Origin of the sequence: Rhodosalinus sp. FB01, from assembly GCF_041365715.1 — a bacterium.
Lineage (GTDB): Bacteria > Pseudomonadota > Alphaproteobacteria > Rhodobacterales > Rhodobacteraceae > Rhodosalinus.
This window is the reverse complement of record NZ_JBGFSH010000099.1, coordinates 1-350: the sequence shown is the minus strand read 5'-3', so window position 1 is coordinate 350 and position 350 is coordinate 1. Positions and strand designations below refer to the sequence as shown.

Sequence of the window (350 nt, the reverse complement as noted above, 5' to 3'; positions counted from 1 at the left end):
GCGGCCGCGGAAGCGGTCGTAGGCCGCGCTGCCGTCGTCAGGCTCCGCGGCGAGGCCCGCCTCGACGATCAGCCGGTCCTCGACGCCCTTGGCGCGCAGCGCCTCGAAGAGCCCGCGCCGCGCCTCCGGCGCGAAGCCGATCTCGAACCGCGCGAGCGCCGCCTCGTCGAGCCCGCGCCGCGCGAGGTAGTCGCGCGCCTCCCCCGCCGCCGCGGTCGAAAGCTGCATGCGGTAGTGGCGCACCGCCGCCTCCATCGCCTCGCGCAGGCGGGTGAGGTGATCGGCCTTCTCCTGCGCTTGCGGGTCGCGGGCGGGCATTTGCATCCCGGCCTCGCGGGCGAGGATCTCCA

1 pseudogene is annotated in these 350 nt (G+C 76.3%); it reads right to left on the bottom strand.

Annotated features, from left to right (window positions below):
- Positions 1-350, bottom strand: a pseudogene (locus tag AB6A65_RS16770) (DNA primase); the annotation flags it as partial.